We start from the raw sequence: 8,358 nt of genomic DNA, 5'->3' as shown, positions 1-8,358 counted from the left end.
ATATGGAGCAGCGTCGCCGCGACATCGTCGACGCTGTTGCCCGTGTCGATACCGGGGCGGGCGTCATCGTGCTGACCGACATGTTCGGCGGCACGCCCTCCAACCTTGCCATCTCGGTGATGGAGTCCGGCCGCACCGAGGTGATCGCCGGCATGAACCTGCCGATGCTGATCAAGCTCTCCTCGATCCGCAAGGGCGACAATATGGCCGCCGCGCTCGATGAGGCTCAGGCCGCCGGCCGCAAATACATCAATGTCGCCAGCCAGCTCCTGAGCAGCAAATGACCGCGCTGTCCCCGGAAAAAGACCAAATTGTCCGGGATTTTCCCATCATCAACCAACGTGGCCTTCATGCGCGCGCTTCGGCGAAGTTCGTCCAGCTGGCCAGCGGCTTCGATGCCTCGGTGCATGTCGAGAAGGATGGCGTCAAGGTCGGCGGCACCTCGATCATGGGCCTGATGATGCTGGCGGCAAGCCCCGGCTATTCGATCCGCGTCACCGCCAGCGGACCGGAAGCCCGGCAGGTCATCGACGCCCTGGAGCAGCTGGTGGCGTCCCGCTTTGGCGAGGAATGCTGATCAGGTAGAGCGCCGATGCGTGTCTGAGAGACATGCAGGGATAAAGATTTCTTTATATCCCATTGTCGTCCTTGCTCCGATCTGCTAGTCAGGCCGGCAATTCGCGCCCTTCGACGCGCCGACCGGCGCGGGCGTGTCCGCAACAAATTCGCAAGCACAACATTCGCATCGGAGTACTGCCATGACGGGTAGCAAGGACTATGTGGTCGCCGACATCTCGCTTGCCGGCTGGGGCCGCAAGGAACTCGAGATCGCCGAAACCGAAATGCCGGGCCTGATGGCCTGCCGTGAGGAATTCGGTCCCAAGCAGCCGCTCAAGGGTGCGCGCATCACCGGCTCGCTGCACATGACGATCCAGACGGCGGTGCTGATCGAGACGCTGAAGGAACTGGGCGCCGATATCCGCTGGGCCTCCTGCAACATCTTCTCGACCCAGGACCATGCGGCCGCGGCCATCGCCGAAGCCGGCATCCCGGTGTTCGCCGTCAAGGGCGAGTCGCTCGAGGAGTATTGGGACTACACCGACAAGATCTTCCAGTGGGCCGATGGCGGCCTCTCCAACATGATCCTCGATGATGGCGGCGATGCCACCATGTACATCCTGATCGGCGCCCGCGCCGAGGCCGGCGAGGACGTGCTGTCCAACCCGCAGAGCGAGGAAGAGGAATACTTCTATGCCCAGGTCAAGAAGCGCCTGAAGGCTTCGCCCGGCTTCTTCACCAAGCAGAAGGCGGCGATCCGCGGCGTCACCGAAGAGACGACCACCGGCGTCAACCGGCTCTATCAGCTGCAGAAGAAGGGCCTGCTGCCTTTCCCCGCCATCAACGTCAACGACTCGGTTACCAAGTCGAAGTTCGACAACAAATATGGCTGCAAGGAATCGCTGGTCGACGGCATCCGCCGCGGCACCGACACGATGATGGCCGGCAAGGTCGCTGTCGTGTGCGGTTATGGCGACGTCGGCAAGGGCTCGTCGGCCTCGCTCAAGGGCGCCGGCGCCCGCGTCAAGGTCACCGAGGTCGATCCGATTTGCGCGCTGCAGGCGGCGATGGACGGGTTTGAAGTCGTCACGCTGGAAGATGCGGCCCCCACCGCCGACATCGTCATCACCACCACCGGCAACAAGGATGTCGTCACCCTCGACCATATGCGCTCGATGAAGGACATGGTCATCGTCGGCAACATCGGCCACTTCGACAATGAGATCCAGGTCGCCGCGCTGCGCAATTTGAAATGGACCAACGTCAAGCCGCAGGTCGACATGATCACCTTCGCGGACGGCAAGCGGATGATCCTTTTGTCGGAAGGGCGGCTGCTCAATCTCGGCAACGCCACAGGCCACCCGAGCTTCGTCATGTCGGCATCCTTCACCAACCAGGTGCTGGCGCAGATCGAGCTCTACACCAAGCCCGGCCAGTACGAGAACCAGGTCTATGTCCTGCCCAAGCATCTCGACGAAAAGGTCGCGCGCCTGCATCTCGACAAGCTCGGCGCCCGTCTGACCGAACTGTCGGGTGAACAAGCCGCCTATATCGGCGTCACGCCGCAGGGTCCGTTCAAGCCGGAACACTACCGCTATTAACCAAAGCTAAAATTGCTACCAGATATTGAGGCCGGGCGATTGACTTTTCGCCCGGCCTTATTTTTGCGCGCCATCAGCCTTCACGGCGATTCGGCGAGGGGTTATTGTCAGGTGATTCGGCGATGCTTCCAGCCCGAGAGGGTCAAGAGAGGCACGCATCAGGGCGGTCTTGCATTCAGGCGGCGGAGAGGACCAAGACATGCCGGGGCAACACCCGCACAGAGCGGGACGGGCCGTTTCCGGCGGCCATGACGATTCGGGGATTGCTGGCTCCGCCCTGGAAGGCGGGAGCCTGTCCTGGCGCGCCCGTGCGTCGACATTCCTTGCCACCTCCGCGCTCGCGGGCCCCTTGGCTGGCGCCGTCGCGCATGCCGAAACCGCTGCTGCCAGCGTCGCGGGACTGTCGGTGAGCGCCATCGAGGTCATGCAGCTTGCCGTGTTCGTCGGCGTGACGGGTGCCGCACTGATATCGGCCATCGTTCTCATCCGCGAAAGAGCCCGCACCTCGGCGGAGAATGTCGAACTCAGGAGCCGCCTCGCCGACATCAACGCGGCGCTCCGCCGCTCCGAGGCGCTGCTCAATCTGCGTGACCAGCGCGTCGTCGTCTGGGCCGCTGAAAACAAGAAGCCCGAGCTTATCGGCACATTGCCCGTCGAAAGCGGCGCTCCCGAAGATAGGGCCGCTTTTCTCGCTTTCGGCCGCTGGCTGATGCCGCGTTCGGCGGCGGCACTCGAACATGCCGTCGCGGGATTGCGCGAGAAGGCCAAACCCTTCGACCTCGTCATCGAATCGCAGGCCGGTGCGCCGCTCGAAGTGCATGGCCGCAAGAGTGCCGCGCATGTGCTCGTGCGTTTCGTCTCGCTCTCGGAGACGCAGCGCAGCCAGGCCAGGCTGAAGATCGAGAACCAGCGGCTGGCCGCCGACCACGACACGATGATCGGCCTGCTCGACGCGCTGAACATGCCGGCATGGCTCCGCGGCGAGGACGGCGGGCTGAAGTGGGTCAACCGCGCCTATGCCGATGCCGTCGAAGCCGAAAATGCCGAAGCCGCGGTCCGGGAGAAAAAAGAGTTCCTCGGCGGCCAGGCGCGCGATGCGATTGCCGCCCAGCACAAGACGCATCCGGTTTTCGAGCAGTCGCTGTCCACCGTGATCGAAGGTGACCGCCGTGTGTTCGCGGTCACCGATTTCGCCGGCAGCGATGGCTCGGCCGGCCTTGCCTGTGACACCAGTGCCATTGAGGCCGTTCGCGGCGAATACGAACGGACGGTGCGAAGCCACGCCGACACGCTCGACCAGCTCAACACGGCAGTCGCCATTTTCGACACCGACGAGAAGCTGCGGTTCTTCAACCAAGCCTTCCAGAAGCTTTGGGGGTTGGACGCCGGCTTCCTGCACAGCGCACCCGACAATGCCTTGCTGCTCGACCGGCTGCGCAGCGAGGGCAAGATCGCCGAACAGCCTGAATGGCGTCGCTGGAAGGAAGGCCTGCTCGGCGCCTATCGCGCCGTCGAATCCCAGGAACATTGGTGGCATCTGCCGGACGGCAAGACCATTCGCGTCGTCGCCAATCCGCAGCCCAAGGGCGGCGTGACCTGGGTGTTCGAGAACCTGACCGAGAAGATGGACCTGGAAAGCCGCTACCAGACAGCCGTGCGGGTTCAGGGCGAGACGCTCGACAATCTTGCCGAAGGCGTGGCGGTGTTCGGACCCGACGGCAGGCTCCGGCTGTCGAATCCTGCCTTTGCCACTCTCTGGGGATTGAGCGGTGAAGCGGCCAAGCCCAGTGTCCACGTGTCGACGATACGCGACCTCTGCGACCGGCAGGCCGCGGACAGCCCCTGGCCCAGCTTCGTTGCCGCCATCACCGGCTTTGACGACGAGCGCCGCGACCGCCACGGACAGACCGAGCTCAACAACGGCAATGTGCTGAGTTACGCCATGATCCCGCTGCCCAACGGGCAGGTGATGATGACCTTCGTCGACGTGACCGACAGCGTCCATGTCGAGCGGGCGCTGAAGGACAAGAACGAGGCGCTGCAAAAATCCGACCAGCTCAAGAACGAATTCGTCCAGCACGTCTCCTATGAACTGCGTTCGCCGCTGACCAACATCATCGGCTTCACCGAACTCCTGTCGCAGCCCACGACCGGTCCGCTGACGCAGAAGCAGCGCGAATATGTCGAGCATGTCAGCTCGTCCTCCGCGGTCCTGCTCACCATCGTCAACGACATACTCGACTTGGCGACGGTGGACGCCGGCATCATGCAGCTCGACATTTCCGAGGTGCAGGTCGATCGCACCATCGCCGCTGCGGCCGAACTGGTGGCCGACCGGCTGGAAGAGCATTCGATCAGTCTCCAGGTGGACGCCATCGCGGCGCCGAAGACGTTTCACGGCGATGAGGTCCGCGTCCGCCAGATCCTCTACAATCTGCTCAGCAACGCCGCCAATTACGCCCCGGAAGCCAGCATCATCCGGCTCACTTGCCGCCATCTGGCGGATGGGGTGGAATTCTCGGTTCATGACGATGGTCCCGGCATGCCGCCGGATGTGCTCGATTCGGTGTTCCGCCGTTTCGAGCCGCGCGCCAATGGCGGCCGCCGGCGCGGCGCCGGCCTCGGCCTGTCGATCGTCAAGAGCTTCGTCGAGCTGCATGGCGGCAGCGTTCGCATCGAAACCGGCAAGGACAAGGGCACGACCGTCATCTGCACCTTTCCAGACATGCCGGGCATCCGCGCCGCGGCCGAGTAGCGCGTTCGATGACCGGACTGGTGCTGGAGCGATTACTCGCCGACGAGACCCAGACAGCGCGGCTGGGCGAAGATCTGGCGCTGTCGCTGCGCCCGGGTGACGTGCTTGCCCTCAAGGGCGATCTCGGCGCCGGCAAGTCGACGCTGGCGCGGGCCTTGATCAGGACCCTGGCCGACGATGCCGGTCTCGATGTTCCGAGTCCGACCTTCACATTGGTGCAGAGCTACGACACCCGCATTCCGGTCCATCATTTCGATCTCTACCGCCTGTCCTCGGCGGACGAGATCGATGAGTTGGGGCTCGACGAAGCCCTGGCGCAGGGTGCTGCTTTGGTCGAATGGCCGGAACGGGCGGAAGCCCATCTGCCGAAAACCACAGTCCTGATCGAGCTCGTCCAGCATGGCGAAGGCCGGCTGGCGCGATTGTCAGGCCAGGGTGATGCCTTCGATCGGGCGGCACGGTCGTTGGCCATGCGCGACTTTCTCGTGAACGCCGGCTGGGGGGAAGCGCAGCGCCGCCATTTCATCGGCGATGCTTCGGCCCGCTCCTATGAGATCGTTTCGTTGCCGGACCAAAAGCCTCGGGTCTTGATGAACTCGCCACGGCTGGTTCTCGGTCCGCCTGTGCGCGACGGCAAGCCCTATGCCGAGATCGCGCATACCGCTCAGTCGGTCTCCGCCTTCGTTGCCATCGACCGCGCCTTGAAGGAAGGCGGCGTCAGCGTTCCGCAAATCCATGCCGAGGACCAGGAGCAAGGTTTCCTGCTTCTCGAACATCTTGGTTCCGAAGGTTTCCTCAGCGGCGATGGCCAGCCGCTGGCCGAGCGTTACGCAGCGTCCGCTGAGCTGCTGGCCATGATGCACGGCAGGGCCTGGCCGCAGCGCCTGGAAACAGGGCAAGGCGGCTTCCACGATGTGCCGCCTTTCGACCGCGACGCCATGATGATCGAAGCCGATCTGCTGGTCGACTGGTACGTGCCGGCAATCACTGGCGCTCCGGCAAGCGAGAGCTTGCGCGCCGGTTACCACAAGCAATGGAATGCGCTCCTCGACCGGCTGCAAGGCCGCGAGGTCACGCTGATGCTGCGCGACTTCCATTCGCCAAACATCATCTGGCGCGGCGACCGTTCCGGGCATGATCGGCTAGGCATCGTCGATTTCCAGGATGCGCTGATCGGCCCTTGCGCCTATGACGTCGCCTCGCTCGCCATGGACGCGCGGGTCACCATCTCGCCCGAGATCGAGAAACAGACGCTGGATGCCTATGTCGCGGCGCGCCACGCAGCCGGCGCTTTCGACGAGGCAAGCTTCCTGGAATCCTACGCCATCATGGCGGCGCAGCGAAATTCCAAGATCCTCGGCATCTTCGTCCGTCTCGAAAAACGCGACGGCAAGCCCTATTATCTGAAGCACTTGCCGCGCATCCGCGACTATCTGCGCCGGGCTCTGTCTCATCCGGCGCTGGCAAGCCTGCGCGAGTTCTACGACGCCCAGGGTTTGCTGGAGGAGCGAGCGCTGTGACAGCAAGACCGGACACCGCCATCGTACTTGCCGCCGGGCTTGGCAAACGCATGCGGCCGATCACCGACACCATTCCCAAGCCACTGGTCAAGATTGCCGGCAAGACGTTGCTCGACTGGAGCCTCGACAGCCTGGCCGCCGCCGGCGTCGGCAAGGCGGTCGTCAACGTCCACTACTTTCCCGAACAGATCGTCGCCCATGTCACTGCCCGCCGCGCGCCAAACATCGTCATTTCCGACGAGAGCGAACAACTGCTCGATTCCGCCGGCGGCATCGTCAAGGCGTTGCCCGAACTGGGCGATCAGCCCTTCTACATCCTCAACGCCGACACGTTCTGGATCGATGACGGTCCTCTCAATCTCCAGCGCCTCGCCCTTGCATGGGACGCGGCGAAAATGGATATTCTGCTGATGCTGGCGGATCTCCAACAGGCGACCGGACACTGCGGCAGCACCGATTTCCTGGTGGCGCCGGATGGCGGCTTGCGGCGTTCGAAAGGCGACCCGGCGGGGCTGATCTATGCCGGGGCGGCGATCGTCCATCCGCGCCTGTTCGAGGGTGCACCGGCCGGGCCGCACTCGCTCAACGCCTATTTCGATTCCGCCATCGCGGCCGGCCGCCTGTTCGGCATGCCCATGCATGGCCACTGGATCACCGTCGGCACGCCCGATGCCGTACCGCTCGCGGAAGCGGCGGTCGCCGGTGCGCTCATCGAGTCGCAATGAGCGGCTCCAGCCGCGTTTTCTCGATCCCGCCCGGAGCGCCGTTTCTGCCGACGCTTGCCGAGGCGCTGCTTGCCGGCCGCCTTGTTCCGGGGTTTCGATTTGACGGCGACCCGCTCGCTTTGGCCGATGTCACCATCTATGTGCCGACACGCCGTGCCGCGCGTGCCTTGCGGGGTGTCTTCGTCGACAGCCTGGCGGCACGCGGCGGCGGCGGCTCGGCGATCCTGCCGGTCATCCGGCCACTGGGCGAGTTCGACGAGGATGAGGCCGCATTCGAGACCGAGGCATCGGCGGCCATAGATCTCGCGCCGCCGATCGCCGCGATCGAACGCCTGTTGCTGCTGACGCCGTTGGTGCGCGCCTGGAAACGCCGGCTGCCGGCGCATGTCGCCGCCCTTTTCGCCGAGGAGATCGTCATCCCGGCTTCCACCGCCGACGCGATCTGGCTGGCGCGCGATCTCGCCCGGCTGATGGACGAGATCGAGACGGAAGGAACGGACTGGGCCAAGCTCACCGATCTGGTGACCGGCAACCTTGCCGGGTGGTGGCAGGTGACCCTCGAATTCCTCGGCATCGTCACCGAAGCCTGGCCGAAATTCCTCGCGGAAAGCGACCGCTCAAATCCGGCCGCGCATCGCAGTGCGCTGATCCGCGCCGAGGCGGCGCGGCTGCTGCGCAATCCGCCCGCTGGCCCCGTTATCGCCGCGGGCTCGACCGGCTCGATACCCGCCACGGCCGAACTGCTTGCCGCCATCGCGCGCCTGCCCGGCGGCGCCATCGTGCTGCCCGGCCTCGACCGTACGCTGGACGAAGCGTCGTTCCAGGCAATCGCCGCGCCCGGCGCGCGTCCAGCCGTGCTCGGCCACCCGCAATATGGCTTGGCCAGGCTGATCGGCAAGATCGGCGTATTGCGCAGCGACGTCGAGGAGATTGGCGTGGCCGAACCGCGACTTGCGCTTCGCGCCGCCCTTGTCGGCGAAGCGCTGCGGCCGGCCGAAACCACCGAACTCTGGGCCGAGACACGTGCCGGTTTCCCGGCGTCCCACATTGCCGGCGCCTTCGCCGAGGTGACCTTGCTCGAAGCTGCCAGCGAACGTGATGAAGCTGTCGCCATCGCCGTCGCGCTCAAGCGCGCGGTCGAACAGCCCGGCCAAAGGGCGGCTCTCGTCACCGGCGATCGCGCATTGGCACGGCGCGTC

7 protein-coding genes are annotated in these 8,358 nt (G+C 64.7%); all 7 read left to right on the top strand.

All coding sequences use genetic code 11. The features are described from left to right. Positions 1–284, top strand: a 284-nt coding sequence (locus tag EN984_RS13820; protein WP_127383788.1) for a PTS fructose transporter subunit IIA, incomplete at its 5' end; no start/stop codon positions are given. Beyond that, positions 281–577, top strand: a complete 297-nt coding sequence (locus EN984_RS13815) for an HPr family phosphocarrier protein (RefSeq protein ID WP_027039963.1) — start codon at positions 281–283, stop codon at positions 575–577. The genes EN984_RS13820 and EN984_RS13815, both read left to right, overlap by 4 nt. Before the next feature lie 181 nt (positions 578–758). Then, positions 759–2,159 carry an adenosylhomocysteinase gene (ahcY, locus tag EN984_RS13810; protein WP_023810629.1) on the top strand — a complete coding sequence of 467 codons (1,401 nt, stop codon included), beginning with the start codon at positions 759–761 and terminating at the stop codon, positions 2,157–2,159. 199 nt (positions 2,160–2,358) lie between these two features. Continuing rightward, positions 2,359–4,914 (top strand): PAS domain-containing sensor histidine kinase, encoded by a 2,556-nt coding sequence (locus EN984_RS13805; RefSeq protein WP_127267523.1) that lies wholly within the window; start codon positions 2,359–2,361, stop codon positions 4,912–4,914. An 8-nt stretch (positions 4,915–4,922) separates the two neighbouring features. After that, positions 4,923–6,434: a tRNA (adenosine(37)-N6)-threonylcarbamoyltransferase complex ATPase subunit type 1 TsaE gene (gene tsaE / locus EN984_RS13800; protein WP_127267522.1), complete on the top strand. Its 1,512-nt coding sequence runs from the start codon at positions 4,923–4,925 to the stop codon at positions 6,432–6,434. Further along, positions 6,431–7,159 (top strand): nucleotidyltransferase family protein, encoded by a 729-nt coding sequence (locus tag EN984_RS13795; protein ID WP_127267521.1) that lies wholly within the window; start codon positions 6,431–6,433, stop codon positions 7,157–7,159. The genes tsaE and EN984_RS13795 overlap by 4 nt, the downstream gene beginning before the upstream one ends. Further along, on the top strand, positions 7,156–8,358 hold a 1,203-nt coding region (gene addB / locus EN984_RS13790), incomplete at its 3' end, for a double-strand break repair protein AddB (protein WP_127383787.1). The genes EN984_RS13795 and addB, both read left to right, overlap by 4 nt.

Source organism: Mesorhizobium sp. M7A.F.Ca.CA.004.12.1.1, assembly GCF_003997835.1.
GTDB lineage: Bacteria > Pseudomonadota > Alphaproteobacteria > Rhizobiales > Rhizobiaceae > Mesorhizobium.
The sequence above is the reverse complement of the archived record's forward strand: the minus strand, read 5'-3'. Positions and strand labels throughout refer to the sequence as shown.

Excerpts from the sequence above, each read along its gene's own strand:
- EN984_RS13815 (WP_027039963.1), top strand. The coding sequence starts at position 281 with ATGACCGCGCTGTCCCCGGAAAAAGACCAAATTGTCCGGGATTTTCCC.
- ahcY (WP_023810629.1), top strand. The coding sequence starts at position 759 with ATGACGGGTAGCAAGGACTATGTGGTCGCCGACATCTCGCTTGCCGGC.
- EN984_RS13805 (WP_127267523.1), top strand. The coding sequence starts at position 2,359 with ATGCCGGGGCAACACCCGCACAGAGCGGGACGGGCCGTTTCCGGCGGC.
- tsaE (WP_127267522.1), top strand. The coding sequence starts at position 4,923 with ATGACCGGACTGGTGCTGGAGCGATTACTCGCCGACGAGACCCAGACA.